The 16,209-nt window shown below is 62.3% G+C and carries 15 protein-coding genes; 11 read left to right on the forward strand and 4 right to left on the reverse strand.

Going from position 1 to position 16,209, the window contains the following annotated elements:
• Positions 1–259: 259 nt before the first annotated feature.
• The 11 genes from dnaK (at position 260) to AOT96_RS09510 (ending at position 11,642) form a co-directional block, all read left to right on the forward strand.
• Positions 260–2,134: a molecular chaperone DnaK gene (dnaK, locus tag AOT96_RS09465; RefSeq protein ID WP_007735554.1), complete on the forward strand. Its 1,875-nt coding sequence runs from the start codon at positions 260–262 to the stop codon at positions 2,132–2,134.
• Between the two features lie 8 nt (positions 2,135–2,142).
• Positions 2,143–2,667, forward strand: a complete 525-nt coding sequence (locus AOT96_RS09470; protein ID WP_064113709.1) for a nucleotide exchange factor GrpE — start codon at positions 2,143–2,145, stop codon at positions 2,665–2,667.
• Between the two features lie 6 nt (positions 2,668–2,673).
• Positions 2,674–3,579, forward strand: a complete 906-nt coding sequence (locus AOT96_RS09475; protein WP_058227787.1) for a DnaJ C-terminal domain-containing protein — start codon at positions 2,674–2,676, stop codon at positions 3,577–3,579.
• A complete protein-coding gene (locus AOT96_RS09480) occupies positions 3,576–3,905 on the forward strand; it encodes a chaperone modulator CbpM (protein WP_020971358.1) in 330 nt (109 codons plus the stop codon). The genes AOT96_RS09475 and AOT96_RS09480 overlap by 4 nt, the downstream gene beginning before the upstream one ends.
• The gene (gene clpB, locus AOT96_RS09485; RefSeq protein WP_065351640.1) at positions 3,887–6,520 is read left to right on the forward strand and encodes an ATP-dependent chaperone ClpB; all 2,634 of its coding nucleotides are present in this window, start codon (positions 3,887–3,889) and stop codon (positions 6,518–6,520) included. Before AOT96_RS09480 ends, clpB begins: the two co-directional genes overlap by 19 nt.
• Positions 6,521–6,536: 16 nt before the next feature.
• Positions 6,537–6,989 carry a thioredoxin gene (gene trxA / locus AOT96_RS09490; RefSeq protein ID WP_007735549.1) on the forward strand — a complete coding sequence of 151 codons (453 nt, stop codon included), beginning with the start codon at positions 6,537–6,539 and terminating at the stop codon, positions 6,987–6,989.
• Complete coding sequence (locus AOT96_RS34600; RefSeq protein WP_007735548.1) at positions 6,986–7,252, forward strand: UBP-type zinc finger domain-containing protein; 267 nt, start codon at positions 6,986–6,988, stop codon at positions 7,250–7,252. The genes trxA and AOT96_RS34600 overlap by 4 nt, the downstream gene beginning before the upstream one ends.
• Positions 7,230–8,957: an FAD-dependent oxidoreductase gene (locus AOT96_RS09495; protein ID WP_020971360.1), complete on the forward strand. Its 1,728-nt coding sequence runs from the start codon at positions 7,230–7,232 to the stop codon at positions 8,955–8,957. Before AOT96_RS34600 ends, AOT96_RS09495 begins: the two co-directional genes overlap by 23 nt.
• Before the next feature lie 13 nt (positions 8,958–8,970).
• Positions 8,971–9,411: a DUF1931 family protein gene (locus tag AOT96_RS09500; protein ID WP_191908650.1), complete on the forward strand. Its 441-nt coding sequence runs from the start codon at positions 8,971–8,973 to the stop codon at positions 9,409–9,411.
• A 1,254-nt stretch (positions 9,412–10,665) separates the two neighbouring features.
• Positions 10,666–11,127 carry an Hsp20/alpha crystallin family protein gene (locus AOT96_RS09505; RefSeq protein ID WP_007735543.1) on the forward strand — a complete coding sequence of 154 codons (462 nt, stop codon included), beginning with the start codon at positions 10,666–10,668 and terminating at the stop codon, positions 11,125–11,127.
• Positions 11,128–11,291: 164 nt separating this feature from the next.
• Complete coding sequence (locus tag AOT96_RS09510) at positions 11,292–11,642, forward strand: hypothetical protein (protein ID WP_039973505.1); 351 nt, start codon at positions 11,292–11,294, stop codon at positions 11,640–11,642.
• A 98-nt stretch (positions 11,643–11,740) separates the two neighbouring features.
• On the opposite strand, the gene dnaB is transcribed toward AOT96_RS09510, so the two are convergent.
• The 4 genes from dnaB to AOT96_RS09530 form a co-directional block, all read right to left on the reverse strand.
• The gene (gene dnaB / locus AOT96_RS09515) at positions 11,741–14,398 is read right to left on the reverse strand and encodes a replicative DNA helicase (RefSeq protein WP_065351641.1); all 2,658 of its coding nucleotides are present in this window, start codon (positions 14,396–14,398) and stop codon (positions 11,741–11,743) included.
• 508 nt (positions 14,399–14,906) lie between these two features.
• On the reverse strand, positions 14,907–15,362 hold the full coding sequence (rplI, locus tag AOT96_RS09520; RefSeq protein WP_007735531.1) for a 50S ribosomal protein L9: 456 nt from the start codon (positions 15,360–15,362) through the stop codon (positions 14,907–14,909).
• 18 nt (positions 15,363–15,380) lie between these two features.
• Positions 15,381–15,623 (reverse strand): 30S ribosomal protein S18, encoded by a 243-nt coding sequence (rpsR, locus tag AOT96_RS09525; RefSeq protein WP_003941245.1) that lies wholly within the window; start codon positions 15,621–15,623, stop codon positions 15,381–15,383.
• A 39-nt stretch (positions 15,624–15,662) separates the two neighbouring features.
• Positions 15,663–16,187, reverse strand: coding sequence for a single-stranded DNA-binding protein (locus AOT96_RS09530; RefSeq protein WP_003941248.1), 525 nt, complete (start codon positions 16,185–16,187; stop codon positions 15,663–15,665).
• Positions 16,188–16,209 lie beyond the last annotated feature (22 nt).

Consider the following 16,209-nt stretch of genomic DNA (forward strand, 5'->3'; position numbering starts at 1 on the left):
ACCCCACAACATCAACGCTGAGGGGCGTGATGTCAAAGCACAGTGGCGGAAACCCTTACCCTCGGCCGCTCTCGAGCCTCACGCCCGCCATCCACGGATTGGTGTCGGGCGCCGTTATCGGCGCCCTGCTCGGTCTCCGTGACTTCACCCAATCCACTCGCCAAAACCAGGGAACTACGAAGTCCTTGCCGACATCGAGCGAAGTTGCGGGCGGAATCGCACTTGCTCAACGGCCGGGCCGATCGAAAGGAATTGAGTCATGACAACTGCTGTAGGCATCGACTTGGGCACAACCAACTCGGTCATCGCAAGCTGGCAAGGCGGCGAGCCGGTGGTCATCTCCAATGTGGAGGGAGCACGGACGACGCCTTCGGTGGTGGCGTTCACCGAGAACGGTGAGCGTCTGGTGGGCCAGCTTGCCCGACGGCAGGCGATCTTGAATCCGAAGGGCACGATCTACTCGGCGAAACGCTTCATCGGACGTCACTACGACGAGATCTCCGAGGAAGCCAAAGCGGTCAGCTTCGACGTCGTAGCGGGTGACAACGGTGAGGCCCGCTTCGACGTGCGCGGCAAGAAATACGCACCAGAGGAGATCAGCGCTCTCGTGCTGCGCAAGCTCGTCGACGACGCGAGCAAGTTCCTCGGTGAGAAGGTGAAGGAAGCGGTCATCACTGTTCCTGCCTACTTCAACGACGCGCAACGAAACGCCACCAAGGACGCCGGCCGTATCGCAGGCCTCGAGGTTTTGCGGATTATCAACGAACCGACCGCTGCGGCACTCGCGTACGGCATGGACAAACAGACCCACGAAACCGTACTGGTCTTCGACCTCGGCGGCGGAACCTTCGATGTGAGCCTGCTGGACGTCGGAGAGGGGGTAGTCGAGGTTCGTTCCACGGCCGGCGACTCCCACTTGGGCGGCGACGACTTCGATCGACGCGTGGTGGACTACCTCGCCGACGAATTCCAGCGCGCGGAGAACATCGATCTGCGTAAGGATGCGCAGGCGTTGCAACGACTGTTCGAAGCCGCGGAGAAGGCAAAGGTTGAGCTGTCCTCGGTGACCCAGGCCCAGGTAAACCTGCCTTTCGTTACCGCTGACGCGAATGGTCCCAAACATCTCACCACTACGATCATGCGATCGAAGTTCGATGATTTGACTGCCGATCTGGTGGAACGGTGCCTCGGCCCGGTGAAGCAGGCCATGAGTGACGCCAAGGTCGCCGCCAACGACATCGACGAAGTGATACTGGTCGGCGGTTCGACACGTATCCCGGCTGTACAGGCGCTGGTTCGCCGGCTGACCGGCGGCAAGGACCCCCACATGGGCGTCAACCCGGACGAGGTCGTTGCCCTCGGAGCCGCAGTCCAGGCAGGCGTGCTCAAAGGCGAGGTTTCCGATGTGTTGTTACTCGATGTCACCCCACTGTCCCTCGGCGTCGAGACGCAGGGCGGGGTGATGACGAAGATCATCGAGCGGAACACGACGATCCCGGCACGGCGCAGCGAAGTGTTCTCCACGGCGGAAGACAATCAGTCCGCCGTGGACGTCGTGGTGTTGCAGGGCGAACGCGAACGTGCGGCCGACAACCGGGTGCTGGGCCGGTTCCGGCTGGAAGACATCCGCCCCGCGCCACGTGGCGAGGCCCAGGTGGAAGTCATTTTCGACATCGACGCCAACGGCATCCTGAACGTCACCGCTCGCGACAAGGATACCGGCAAGGAACAGAGCATCACGATCAGTGAACAGGGCAACCTGGATCAGGGTGAGGTCGAGCGCATGTTGGCGGAGGCCGAACGGAACCGGGGTGAGGACGAGGCGCTGCGCAAGGCGGTCGACGCGCGCAACGGGCTCGATTCGGTTGCGTATCAAGTGGAGCGGCGACTCGCCGAACTCGGTGACAGTGCCCCGCCGCATGAGAAGGCGCGGGCCGAGATGCTGGTTGCCGACGCCCGAAAGGCCGTGCAGGACGGCGCTTCACCCGCGGAGGTTCAGCCACTCACCTCGGAGCTGCAACAGCTGCTCTACGGACTTGTGCCGGACCAGTCGGACGACGGGCAAGCAGGCGGCGCTGATGCTGCGTCGTCGGATGACGGCGACGTGATCGACGCCGAATTCGATCGAAGCTGAGGCGCACGATGGAAATGTCTGCAGATCATTCGACGACTGAGCCGACTGACAACAGCGCCGACACGGATCAAAGCAAGACCGAGTCCGATCGCGCCGAGACGGCAGACGAGCTGTCTCAACTCGAGGACCGTTGGCGCAGGGCCGTCGCAGATCTGGACAACCTGCGCAAGCGATACGCCAAAGATCTGGACCGTGAACGCGCCGCGGAAGTAGCGAAGGTTTCGGCGGCGTGGCTGCCGATACTGGACAACTTGGAGCTTGCGCTTGCACACGCAGGCAGCGATCCGCAGGCCGTCGTCGAAGGTGTGAAGGCGATCCGGGACCAGGCGGTACAGGTGCTCTCACGACTCGGCTTCGAGCGCCACGACGAGGCCGGTGTGCCGTTCTCCCCGGAACTCCACGAGGTGGTCAGTGTGGTAACCCGACCCGACCTTCCATCCGGGACCGTGGTCGAGGTCTTGCGCCCGGGTTATGGAGAGGACGGGCGACAGTTGCGGCCCGCCGCGGTGGTCGTCAGCCGCCCAGAGGGGTGAGCACCGATGGCCCGTGACTACTACGAAGTACTCGGCGTACCGAAGGGCGCCGGCACCGACGAAATTCAGCAGGCGTACCGCAAGCTGGCCCGCAAGTACCACCCCGATGTGAACAAGGATCCCACTGCGGAGGACAGGTTCAAGGAGGTCAACGAGGCCTATCAGGTGTTGTCCGACCCGGACACCCGGAAACGCTATGACCGATTCGGTGACGACTTCCGGCATGTACCCGAGGATTACGACGAACGGGTGCGGGCAAACGCCGCCGGGTACGGCGGTGGCGGGAGACGGGTGCACTTCGGCCACGGTGTCGGTGGTGAGGGTGCCGTCGACTTCGAAGACCTCTTCGGGCAGATGTTCGGCGGAGGCGGTGGGTTCGGACCGATTCCCGGCGCCGATCAGGAGGCCGAACTGGAACTGGCTCTGGAAGAGGCCTATCAGGGCGGAAAACGCACTCTCAGACTGGACGGACGGCAGTATGACGTCGACATTCCAGCCGGCGTCCTGGACGGCCAGCGAATCCGGTTGGCCGGGCAAGGAGGCCGAGGCAACGGTGACGCGCCGCCTGGGGATCTGTACCTCGTGGTGCGGATCAAACCGCATTCACGGTTCCGCGTGCAGGGTCGGGACATCTACGTCGATCTGCCCGTATCGCCATGGGAGGCGGTTCTCGGGTCGACAGTCGTCGTTCCCACACCGGGCGGAGAGGCGAAAGTCAAAGTGGTGCCTGGCTCTTCGACTGGTAGGAAGCTGCGCCTGCGCGGAGAGGGAATGCCGAATCCGCGCGGTGCCAACGGCAACCTCTACGCCGAAATCAAGGTGATGGTTCCGCCGAAACCGACAGCACGTGAACGCGAACTGTTCGAGCAGTTGGGCGCCGAATCGAACTTCAATCCGAGGAAAGAGACATGAGCACCTCAACGCCGATCACTCAGTACGTATTGGTTCGCCGTACCGGATTGTCGCCGGACGCCTTCGCCGAACGTACTGGCCTGCACCCGGATCTGGCACGAAAACTCGTGGCTCTCGGACTGCTCGACGCCCACCGCTACGCCGGCGGAGAGATGTCGTTCGACCCATCCGAAGTGACCCACGCCGCACGCATCCAACGACTGCGGACGGGTCTGGGTCTCAACTACTCGGCAATCGGGCTCGTGCTCGATCTGCTGGATCGAATCGAAAGACTCGAAACAGCGGCCCGCAGAAGGAGGACATCCTCATGGACACCGGCAGCTTGACCGAAAAGTCACGAGAAGCCTTGCAGGAAGCCCAGAATGTTGCGACCAGAATGGGCCACACCGAAGTCGACGGAGAGCACCTGCTGCTCGCATTGGTCGATCAGCAGGATGGGTTGGTGCCCCGACTGCTCGAACAGGCCGGCGCGAATGTCGAAGCACTTCGATCCGATCTGGATCGTGAACTGTCGCGTAGGCCGAAGGTCAGCGGCCCCGGCGCGACCCCCGGTCAGGTGATGATCACCCAGCGTCTGGCCAAGCTGCTCGATGCCGCAGAGCGGGAGGCGAAGAGACTCAAGGATTCCTACGTGTCGGTGGAGCATCTTGTGATGGCCCTCTCCGAGGAAGGATCGGCCAGCGCGGCCGGGCGGGTCCTCGCCAGTCACGGGGTCACACGGGACGCCTTCCTCACAGCGCTGACGAGGGTGCGCGGCAATCAGCGTGTCACGTCGGCAACCCCGGAGGGGGCGTACGAGGCATTGGAGAAGTACGGGCGCGACCTCGTCTCCGAGGGACGGGCAGGCAAACTCGATCCGGTCATCGGCCGGGATGCCGAGATACGCAGGGTAACTCAGATCTTGAGCCGGAAAACGAAGAACAACCCGGTGCTGATCGGCGACCCCGGTGTAGGTAAGACTGCGATTGTCGAGGGTCTCGCCCAGCGGATCGTCCGCGGCGACGTGCCCGAGGGCCTACGCGACAAGACGATCTTCTCGCTCGACATGGGTTCTCTGGTGGCCGGTGCGAAGTACCGCGGCGAGTTCGAGGAGCGACTGCAGGCCGTGCTGTCCGAGGTGAAGGCTGCCGAGGGGCGCATCCTGTTGTTCGTCGACGAGTTGCATACCGTGGTCGGAGCGGGCTCGGTCGGCGGCGAGGGGTCTCTCGATGCCGGCAACATGCTCAAACCGATGCTCGCACGCGGCGAACTGCACATGATCGGTGCCACCACTCTCGACGAGTATCGCAAGCACATCGAATCCGATGCGGCACTGGAGCGTCGATTCCAGACCGTTCTCGTCGACGAGCCCAGTGCCGAGGATGCGATCTCGATTCTGCGCGGACTTCGAGAACGCCTCGAGGTGTTCCATGGCGTGAAAATTCAAGACGGTGCATTGGTGGCCGCCGTGACCCTCTCGCACCGGTACATCACCGACCGCTTCCTTCCGGACAAGGCGATCGATCTCGTAGACGAGGCATGCGCTCGGCTCCGCACCGAAATCGATTCGATGCCTGCCGAACTCGACGAGCTCACCCGGAAGGTGACCCGTCTGGAGATCGAAGAGGCCGCACTGTCCAAGGAAACGGACGCGGCCAGCAAAGCGCGCCTCGAAGAATTGCGCAAGGAGCTGGCCGACCTGCGGGCCGAGGCAGACGCCCGGCACGCTCAATGGGAGGCGGAGCGGCAGGCGATCCGGCGGGTGCAAGAACTGCGAGGAGATTTGGAACGGTTGCGCGTCGAGGCCGAGGCCGCCGAACGCAACTACGACCTCAATCGGGCAGCCGAGTTGCGATACGGCGAGATCACCGAGCTCGAACGCCGGCTCGAGGCGGCGGAGGAGCAACTGGCCACCAGACAAGGCCGAAATCCGTTGCTGCGTGAAGTGGTCACCGAAGACGAGATCGCAGAGATCGTGGCCGCATGGACGGGTATCCCGGTCGCCCGGCTGCAAGAAGGTGAGCGGGAGAAGTTGTTGAAGCTCGACGAGATCCTGCACGAGCGGGTCGTCGGTCAGGACGAGGCGGTGCAACTGGTCGCGGACGCTGTGATCCGGGCGAGGTCCGGTATCCGTGATCCTCGTCGACCGATCGGTTCGTTCATTTTCCTGGGCCCGACGGGCGTCGGAAAGACCGAGCTTGCAAAGACATTGGCCAGCGCCCTATTCGACAGTGAAGACAACATGGTGCGCCTCGATATGAGCGAGTACCAGGAACGGCACACGGTGAGTCGGCTCATCGGTGCACCTCCCGGATACGTCGGGTACGACGAAGGTGGCCAGCTCACCGAGGCGGTGCGGCGTAAGCCGTACTCCGTGGTGCTCTTCGACGAGATCGAGAAGGCCCACGCCGACGTCTTCAATACCCTGCTGCAGGTGCTCGACGACGGCCGGATCACCGATTCTCAAGGGAGGCAGGTCGATTTCCGGAACACGGTGATCATCATGACCTCCAACATCGGATCCCAGCATCTCCTCGACGGGGTCACAGCCGACGGCGAAATCAAGCCGGACGCCAGGGAACGGGTGATGGCAGAACTGCGCGGGCATTTCCGCCCCGAATTCCTCAACCGGGTCGACGACATCGTGCTGTTCTCCCCACTCACCCTGCCCCAGATCGAGTACATAGTGGAACTGCAACTCACCGACCTTCGAAACAGGTTGTCGGAGAGACAGATACACCTGGAAATCACGCCGGAGGCACGCCGACTGATCGCCGAACACGGGTTCGACCCTGTCTACGGTGCGCGGCCGCTGCGCCGATACATCGCACACGAGGTCGAAACCAAGATCGGCCGTGCACTGTTGCGCGGCGAGATCAAACCGGACGGCACCATCAGCGTCACGGTGGACGGCGGCGAGCTTGCCGTCGCGTATGCCGAACCCGCCTTCGCGGCGGCCTGAGAAGAGGTAACTGGTCATGGGATCCGAAAAGGTGAAGTGCCCGAACTGCGGCAAGACCAACAACATCCCGGCAGCAGGGGAAGGAAAACCTCGCTGCGGCAACTGCCACGAGCCGCTGCCCTGGATCGCCGCGGCGGGAGACGGTGACTTCGCGGAGATCGTCGAAAAATCCTCGGTGCCTGTGCTCGTGGATCTGTGGGCGACGTGGTGCGGCCCGTGTCGCATGGTCAGCCCCGCGCTCGAGCAGCTCGCCAGAGAACACGCCGGCCAGATCAAGCTGGTCAAGGTCGACGTCGATGCTGCACCCCGGACGGCTGAACGATTCACCGTCCGCGCCGTGCCGACTCTGCTGGTGATGGACCGGGGTGAGGTTCTCGCTCGCCAGTCGGGCGCAGCTCCGGTCCCCCAGCTGCGCACGTGGCTCGATCAGGCGCTCTCGGAAAATGCCGGCGAGGAGGCGAAGTCATGAGTCCTGTCCATGCGGACCCACATGTAACCGCGATCCGGGCCGTGGTGCCCCGTACCCCGCAGGGCTGCGAGGAATGTCTTCGCCTCGGCACCCCGTGGGTGCATCTGAGGCTGTGCCTGACGTGCGGACACGTCGGTTGCTGCGACTCTTCGCCGGGCAGGCACGCGAGTGCTCACGCTCACGCCATCGGGCATCCGATCGTCCAGTCGATGGAGCCCGGCGAGGATTGGCGGTGGTGTTATGTCGACCAGAACTTCGTCTGAGGGCGCCTCACCCATCGGGTACAGCCCGCCGGTCGACGACGAGACCCCGGACGAGGAGGGCGCCTTCCCGCGGCTGACGGACGACCAGGTCGCGAAGCTCGAGGTCGGTGGCTCGCGTCGACCGGTTCACGCCGGCGAGGTGCTGATCCGAGAAGGCGCGCCTGACAACGATTTCGTCGTCGTCCTTTCCGGAAAGATCGCAGTCGTCGACGAAGGCGACGCGGACGGCGAGCGCCGGATACTGCGCGTGCACGGTCCTGGGCGTTTCCTGGGCGAGCTCGGACTCCTGGAAGGTCAGGTGGCGTTCTTCACCGCCGAAGCGATCGAGGACGGCGAGATACTCGTCGTCCCGGCCGAGCAGGTACGCGAGCTGATTGCCCACGATCCCGTGCTCAGCGATTTGATCCTGCGCGCCTACCTTGTGCGTCGGCACTTGCTGATCGGGCTCGGCTCCGGATTCCGGATCATCGGCTCCTGCTTCTCCCCGGATACGTTGCGACTTCGTGAGTTCGCGATGCGAAACCGTCTGCCCCACAAGTGGTTCGACTTGGAACAGGACGAACGAGTGGAGCAGCTGCTACGCAGCCTGAACGTCGCACCCGAGGACACACCCGTCGTGATCTGGCACGGCGAGAAGGTGCTGCGCAATCCGACGAATGCGGAACTCGCACGCGTCGTCGGGCTTCCTGTCCCGGCACCCGTCGCGGACGCAGCCAAGGACGTCTACAACCTCGTCGTCGTGGGTGCCGGACCGGCCGGCCTGGCCGCATCGGTGTACGGCGCCTCGGACGGGTTGAACACGGTGACGTTGGAGCGGATCGCTGCGGGCGGCCAAGCCAGTACCTCATCCCGGATCGAGAATTATCTGGGATTCCCCGCCGGGGTCTCCGGCTCCGAATTGGCCGAGCGAGCCGTGCTCCAGGCCGGGAAGTTCGGCGCCCGCATCCTGGTGTCGGCAGAAGTGACCGGTTTGGGATCCGAGGCCGGGAACCATGTGCTCCGACTGGCGGACGGCGGGTCGGTGCACGCCCGGGCCGTTGTGCTCGCCGCCGGGGCGCGGTACCGCAAGTTGGCCGTTCAGGGGATCGAGGCGCTGGAAGGAACAAGCGTGTACTACGCCGCAACGCATCAGGAAGCACGGATATGCGGCACCGACCCGATAGCCATCGTCGGTGGCGGCAACTCCGCCGGCCAGGCCGCCGTCTTCCTCGCCGAGCACGTCTCACAGGTGCACCTGCTCATCCGCGGCGATGACCTCGGGAAGAGCATGTCCCGATACCTGGTCGACCAGATCGAACACCATCCGCGGGTCACCGTGCACCGGCACACCGAGATTCGTGCGGTCCACGGCGAGAAATACCTCGAAGCAATTGCAGTCGAGGACAATCGCACCGGCGACCAGGACACGATTCGGGTGCGCGCCCTGTTCGTCTTCATCGGGGCGGTACCGCACACCGGGTGGCTTGCCGACGCGATCGCACTCGACGACCACGGCTTCGTCCTCACCGGTGTGGACGCGATCCACGCACGAGCGGACGGCAGCCTGCCAATCAACGGCGGCCTGTCCAGGACGCTCGAAACCAGCCTGCCCGGCCTGTTCGCGGCGGGCGACATCCGCCGCGGTTCGGTGAAACGAGTCGCATCCGCCGTCGGTGAAGGAGCGATGGCCGTACGCCAAATCCATGAATACTTCGAAAGGAGCTGACGACATGCCAGTAATGGGCACCGTGAAATTCCAGCGGTTCTTCAGGGCAGCGGCCGGACTGCAGGTCGACCGGAACGATCTCAAGCGCTATACCGATTTCATCGACGACAAGATCTACGACGTGATCCTGATCGGGAAAGCCTCCGCGAAAGCAAACTTGCGCGACGTGATCGAACCGTGGGACCTGCCGATCACCAAGGGATTACAGGAGAGCATCCACCGGTTCGAAAAACTCGACGAGGAGATCGAACTTCAACCGCTGCTCGATCAGCTCACGGCCCGCCCGCCCTTGGACGTGGCCCTCTCAGAGGAGACAGAGCAACGACTGCCGCTGATCGCAGGAGGGTTGAGCGTAGCGCTGGCGCAAACCTTCGCCACGGTCGAACCGGACCGCAAGAACCCCGGCACAGCCCAATGGACAGTCGCCTTCGAGATCTTCCACCTCCTTCTGTGATTACCACCCGTCCCGGCTGACAGCGCGTCCGAGTTCGAATATGCTGTGCGGCTGCGAAAATACCGGTGCGATTCAGAACTGCCTGTCAGTTGGCGTCGACAACGGAGGATTTCCGGCGAGAGGTGCGGTTTCCGCGCTCGATTCTCGAGCAGCGAGAACTCCAGTGAGGGACTCGATTACAGCCCTCAGATCTTCTGCCGTGAGCGAGTTCGGCTTACACGCCGAACCTCTGACACCGGTAGTCCGCGTGGCCAGGCGGCGAGCAGAACTTGTCGATCGCCGATCACTCCTTCGGCTCATCTGAGAACCTTTCGTCTTCACTTTCTCGATCCCCGCATCGGGCGGGCCCTGAGCACTTCTGGGCGCGCACAGCTCAAGGCCCGGCAAGGAGACCAGTGAGGGTGATATGGCCTTGCCTTGACGAACACCCGCCCGATTGTTTGCCCCCTCGAACGGAACGGGTGCCCCCGACCCGACGAAGGTTATTGCGCACTGCTTGTAGACGACAGGGTCGAAAGTCCCAGTTCCATTGTGATGAGCAAGCTTTGACGGTAGCCGAAGTGTTCTCCCTTACAGCCGGTTCGGTGTGTGCACGAACACCGACATCGTTCGCAGCGACTCCGACGAACGAGCACCCGCGATGTTCGATGCCCGATCCACCCGCAAACATCGGGAAAAGACCTATTTTGCAAAAGCATTCGGAACAGACGTCTGCAAACCAAATACCAGGCACGGGCCACCTTTCCAGGCACCGCGGCTACTGCGCCGCTAGCGTGACGACCAAGATGTTCACCTTGCCATGCAAACGGCCATGTCACTTCTTGGCATCGAAGGCGACTGAACATGATTTATACCGATCGCACTGTTTATGGTTGAAGATGTGCGGACGACATGAACGTCGACTTCGCACGGATAGTGGGTCATCGGTGTTGTGTGCTCAATGCCGACGTCGGTCATACGCCCCGACTCGCACACGCAGAGTCGGGGCTCCGGCGGATCCGTTGCCGCGCCGCCGCTACTGACGAAGTGCCGTACCGCGCCGCCCGCTTCGAATCGAGGCCGAAGGCGGCCACCGCTTTTGTCGGGACCAGGCAAAGCAGCGATCTTCAGGGACCGGAACACTTCCCCAAAGCTTCTGGCACTCTCGGTTGCAGAGTGCTAATTCGTGTGGTTATCATGTTCTCGCACAGTAAGTTCGGTCAACCGCCACAGTGGCGGTGACTTTTCTTTTCACGACATGGGAGGTGTGTTGCTGTGCTTCGTTTCGATCCTTTCACCGACATCGACGCGATCACCAAGTCCGTACTCGCCGCGGGAACCGGCAACGGACGCAGTCCACGGTTCATGCCGATGGACCTCTACAAGGTCGAGGACCAGTACGTCCTGCACGCCGATCTTCCCGGCGTCGACCCAGGATCAGTGGACGTCCGCATCGACGGCTCGACCCTGACGTTGACCGCGCACCGCACCGCCCTCTCCGAAGAGGGTGTGAGCTGGCTGGCGAGTGAGCGTTTCGCTGGAACATACAAACGGCAGCTGTCCATCAGCGACGACATCGACGCCCAACAGATCGAGGCCTCGTACGACAACGGCGTGTTGACGGTGACGTTGCCGATCGCAGAGAAGGCGAAACCGCGGCGGATCGAGGTCTCCTCCGGACCACCCTCCCGAACCGATAACGCCGGATCGACAACACAGGTGCAGATCGAAGCCTGATCCGCCTGGCCCGAACACCGCTTTGATGGTGGGGTGACTCCCGAGGACACGCGATGGGTTCTCGGGCCTCACCCACCATCGTTTCGATCTCCCACTGCACACCCGTGGCGCACACCGGTACATCCACCACACGAAAGAATCAGCGCGAGAACCCTTTAGCTGCCATGACTGCATCCACTATCCCCCCGCACGAACAATCCGACAACACCGACAACACCGAATCCCGCGCGCACACTCCACCCGATTGGTGGGATCACCACCGTCCGATCACCAGCGATGAATACAGCGACATGGCGTTGATGCTCGGTGCACTCTCGATACTGACGTTCTGGATGTTCGGCCTCGGCATCCTCCTCGGTGCCGCCGCCATCGGAACCGCCCTGGCAGCGCGCCGACCCGACACCCCCGGACGCGATCTGGGCGACAACACCGCCGGCGTGGTCGGGATCCTCACCGGCATTGCCGGAATCGCCTTCGGCGCCGTCTTCCTCACTGCAGCACTACCCCACCTGTAGAAAAACCGAATTTTGCACTAGTGGAATCGAATTGGTGCTTGTAGCAGGATCTCACAAGATCTGAAATCCGTCCCACCTTCAGGCGATGGCGGCAGCCACTATCCCCGCGCCATATCGACGAATTTCGAGAGGTGAAGTTGGTGCGCCACAGTGATTGTCGCGGTCGGGCCGTTACGGTGCTTACCCAGAATCAGGTCGGCTTCACCGCCACGGGGATCGTCTCGCTCGGTCGCGTCGGGGCGGTACAGCAGAATCACCATGTCGGCGTCCTGCTCGAGCGATCCGGACTCACGAAGGTCGGCGACCTGCGGACGCTTGTCGGTTCGCTGCTCGGGACCACGGTTGAGCTGACAGATCGCGACAACCGGAACTTCGAGCTCCTTCGCCAAAAGCTTTAGGCTACGTGAGAATTCGGAGACTTCCTGCTGACGGGACTCGACCTTTTTACCGGAGCTCATCAGCTGGAGGTAGTCGATGACGATCAGGCGAATGTCGTGTTTCTGCTTGAGCCGCCGCGCTTTTGCGCGAATTTCCATCATGGTGAGGTTGGGGGAGTCGTCGATGAAGAGCGGCGCCTCGCTGATCTCACTCATACGACGCGCGAGCTTGGTCCAGTCGTCGTCGGTCATCTTTCCGGAGCGCATGTCGCCGAGCTTGATCTTTGCCTCTGCGGACAGCAGACGCATGACGATCTCGGTTTTGCTCATTTCCAACGAGAACATGACGCTGGCCATGCCGTGCGTGATGGAGCAGGAACGCAGGAAATCCATTCCGAGCGTGGAATTGTGCGTCGGGACCATCGAATGACCGGCCAGGTACATGTGGTCGGCGTTGTCGACCTCGACGCAGCGAACCGGAACACTCGCAATTGGTCGAACATCGACAATGTAGCGCGATCCGCTGCGCGTAGTGCTTTTACTCGCTCGACGCTCCTTGTGCAGCATCGCTTTCCGCGTAAGACCGAACACTTCGTCATCAGTCGAGAAGGTCAAGGTGAATGCAGTCGACGAAGCCTCGGTGCGACCGTTGACTCGCTTTGTGCTCATTTGGCAGCGATAGCCAAGACTGACCACTAATTCCTGGGCGTCGCGGACGAGGCGCTCGTTGGTTACCGAAAACTGAACGGAGCCACCGGCAGTCACAGTTCCATCAGTGTCGAGAAGTCCCGCAAGAACCGCACGACGCTGCGCCTCAGACCCACGGAGATACTGGACAGGGATGTGCTTGTTGCCCAGAACACCGACCGTACGTAGGCGTCCTTGAACCGTGCCGTACTCATTGCGGCACTTCTGGCACAGTCGCAGCCCGATCGAAGGTCCACCACAGTGTGAACAAGTTGGCGCAGGTACAGGGTCAGACATGAAACGTGCTTTGCCGCCGCATGATTGACCGCACGTTCGCACGTGACTGGTGAACGGCACGAAGCTCTTTCCGCACACAACGCAATCGCGCGGAGCGACGGGATCTTCCGGGGCTAATTGAAGGCTGTAGCGCAAATGCGCCGACTTGGACGGAACTGCAACCAGGCCTTCGGCCTCGATCAACATGATGATCTCAGGATCAGCAGTGGTGAATTGTGCGCAGGCAGTAGAACCGTCACCTAGCCAAGCGCCAAGTGTGTAGGGCGGGACAAGGAGATCCTGCGTTGGTAGGTCGAGCGGCTTGGCATTCACGACAGAGTGATTAACGCGGCCATCCGCCGTTGCGCATCGCACCGTCGATGCGATCTCCGCCGTGGTTCGGACCTCGGCGAATGTCTTTTGATTCTTATAGCGGTTGTAACCTGTCTTGGCGTTCTGCGCTGAACGGCGCGAAGCACGCGTCTCCGTCAACCACTGATGCTGCTCGTCGGCCACCAACACTGTTCCATCGGAAAACTCGACCTCGTAGCAAGGACGGTCAACCATCACGTCGGTAGCGGCAACAACCCGCGTCGGCTTGCCGTGGTTGTCGATCAACAGATCGCCGACAGCAACGTCACCCATCGTGGTCCAGCCACTGGGCGTCGCGAGGGGAGTATCGAGGGCAAGCGCCTTGCCCACACCAGGACGGGCCGCGACGATAATCATCTGACCAGCGTGAAGGCCGTTGGTGATCTCGTCGAGATCCTTGAATCCGGTGGGCACACCGAGGGAAATTCCGCCGCGGCTGGCGATGGAGTCGATCTCGTCCATCGTGGGCTGGAGGAGCTCGGTGAGGGGTACGAAGTCCTCGGTGGTTCGACGCTCGGTGACCTCGAAGATCTCGGCCTGCGCGCGGTCGACAACCTCGGCCACGTCCTGGCCCTCGGTGCCGGCGTAGCCGTACTGGACGATGCGCGTACCGGCGTCGACCAGACGACGCAGCACGGACTTCTCGGCCACGATCTCGGCATAGAAGGCGGCGTTGGCGGCTGTGGGCACTGTCTGGGTCAGCGTCACCAGGTAGGCAGCACCACCGATACGGCGGAGCTCACCTCGACGGTCGAGCTCGGCGGAGACCGTCACCGGGTCGGCGGGCTCGCCACGGCTGTAGAGGTCCAGGATCACGTCGTAGACGGACTGGTGAGCGGGCCGGTAGAAGTCACCCGGGCGCAGTACCTCGAGGACGTCAGCGATGGCGTCCTTGCTCAGCAGCATGCCGCCGAGCACCGACTGCTCGGCAGTCATGTCCTGAGGTGGCTGGCGTCCGAACTCCTGGTCGGGCTCGGCCTCGGGAGGGCCCGGGTAGTCCGGCCCCGAGAAGTCGGAAGGTCCTCGATCATCTACAACAGCCACAAGCGAGACCTTCCCGTAAAACACTCGACGACACTGCCAGAAACCGCAGCGCCCTCATCATTTGTACCTGCCCCCACCGACATCCCCTAGCCGCATTCGGCCGGGCTGTAGATAGACGCCGAGATGACGTTAGGGACTAGTAGGTCCGCATACAAACCGGACTGTGGATAAACCTGTGGATGCTTTGTGGAAACTCCCGCCCCACGGTGTGCACCGCCTGTGGAGCATTTGGGGACTACTTTGCATAGTAACTACATAAGACCAGGTAGATGGCTATCCACAATTTCACAGGCCTGTTGATGAAAATAGTTTTTCCACAGTCGGCGCGTCGGTGTGTCGGGCGTGTTGCCTCGCCCGATTCGTCACTGATCACCAAGTCGAACATCACAGTGTGAGAGTTATCCCCAGGTCCGATTCGGGACGCTGTCAGGCGGCACACCGCACCCCGAAACAAAACGTCGGGCCCCGCACACCGAAGTGTGCGGGGCCCGGCGAGACGAACAGTCGACTATGCGCCGACGACGTTCAGGTTGAACTTGGCAACCACATCGGGGTGCAGGTTCACGACCACGGCGTGCTTGCCCGTGTTCTTGATGTGAGCCTTCGGCAACACGATGGAGCGCTTGTCGACAACCGGTCCACCGGCAGCCTTGATCGCAGCAGCGACGTCAGCGACGGTAACCGAACCGAAGAGCTTGCCCGAGCCACCGGCGGTCTTGACCGTCAGCGTTACGGACTCGAGGCCCTCGATAGCTGCCTTGAGCTCCTTGGCGTGATCCAGGCCGCGCACAGCGCGCGCTTCCTGTGCACGACGGATGCCCTCGACCTGCTTCTCGGCGCCACGGGTGGCGACGATTGCCAGTCCGCGGGGGAGCAGGTAGTTACGGCCGTAGCCGTCCTTGACCTCCACGGTGTCGCCAGGCGCACCGAGGTTGTCCACGTCAGCGGTGAGGATGAGCTTCATGTTCTTTCCTCCCTTTCCTTAGCGAGCCACGGTGGCGTAAGGCAGCAGTGCTACCTCACGTGAGTTCTTGACGGCAATGGCAACGTCGCGCTGGTGCTGGACGCAATTGCCGGTGACACGGCGAGCACGGATCTTTCCGCGATCGCTGACGTACTTACGAAGCAACGTCGTGTCCTTGTAGTTGATCTGCGTGTTCTTCTCTTTGCAGAAGGTGCAGACCTTCTTCTTCATAACCTTGTCGCGCAAGGGCGGCTTCGGCATGTCTTTGCTCTTTTCTGGATGTTCCTGATCAGGTACGGATCAGAAGGGCGGTTCGTCGCTGCCCGCACCACCGAAGGAGCCCGAAGCCTGAGGCGCACTGCCCCAAGGATCGTCTCCACCCGAAGGTGCAGCGCTCGGACGTCCGCCACCCGATCCGCCGGAGGAACCGCCGAAGTTGCCGCCTCCACCGCCGCCACCACGGTTGGCCTTGTTGACCTTTGCCGTGGCGTACTTCAGTGAAGGACCGATTTCATCGACTTCGAGCTCGACGACAGTTCGCTTTTCGCCCTCGCGAGTTTCGTACGAACGCTGCTTGAGCCGGCCGCTCACGATTACTCGTGAACCACGGGTCAAGCTCTCCGCGACGTTCTCGGCTGCTTCGCGCCAGATGTTGCAACGCATGAACAGCGCATCGCCGTCTTTCCATTCATTGGAATTACGGTCGAAGGTGCGGGGCGTGGAAGCAACCGTGAAGTTTGCAACCGCGGCACCCGCCGGGGTGAAACGAAGTTCAGGATCAGCCGTCAGGTTTCCGATGACGGTGATGATGGTGTCGCCAGCCATGTGGTTCCTCCTGCATTGATGT

The organism is Rhodococcus sp. 008 (assembly GCF_001682295.1).
GTDB classification, from domain to species: Bacteria; Actinomycetota; Actinomycetes; order Mycobacteriales; family Mycobacteriaceae; genus Rhodococcus_F; species Rhodococcus_F qingshengii.